Source organism: Photorhabdus namnaonensis, from assembly GCF_001684335.1.
Classification (GTDB): domain Bacteria; phylum Pseudomonadota; class Gammaproteobacteria; order Enterobacterales; family Enterobacteriaceae; genus Photorhabdus; species Photorhabdus namnaonensis.
Genome location: NZ_LOIC01000068.1, coordinates 1 through 301, shown reverse-complemented (window position 1 = coordinate 301; position 301 = coordinate 1). Strand labels below are relative to the sequence as shown.

The following is a 301-nucleotide window of genomic DNA, read 5'->3' as shown; positions in this document are numbered from 1 at the left end:
CGGATAATCAGATTTTCAGGGTGTTCACGCATGGCCGTTCATCCTTTCACCTGCCTCCGTCTGCGCGGAGGACAGGCTGGTGTTGATTTTGCAATTAATACAGCGTGTCAGGCAGTCTGAACTGGCTGAACAGGCCGCCGGCAAACGGGTTGTCGGATTCATCCACGTAGATACGGTAGGTCATGTCGCCGCCGTCCACCGTGAACCGCACATCAAACGCCTCCTGACGCACGTTAGTCAGTTTGCCGCTGTTAATCAGGCGCAGCTGAGCCCACGGGCCGGTGAAGCGGATGGCGCGCGG

The 301-nt window shown here is 58.1% G+C and carries 1 protein-coding gene; it reads right to left on the bottom strand.

All coding sequences use genetic code 11. The features are described from left to right. Positions 1 to 94: 94 nt before the first annotated feature. On the bottom strand, positions 95 to 301 hold a 207-nt coding region (locus Phpb_RS23790; RefSeq protein WP_276204272.1), incomplete at its 5' end, for a type VI secretion IcmF C-terminal domain-containing protein.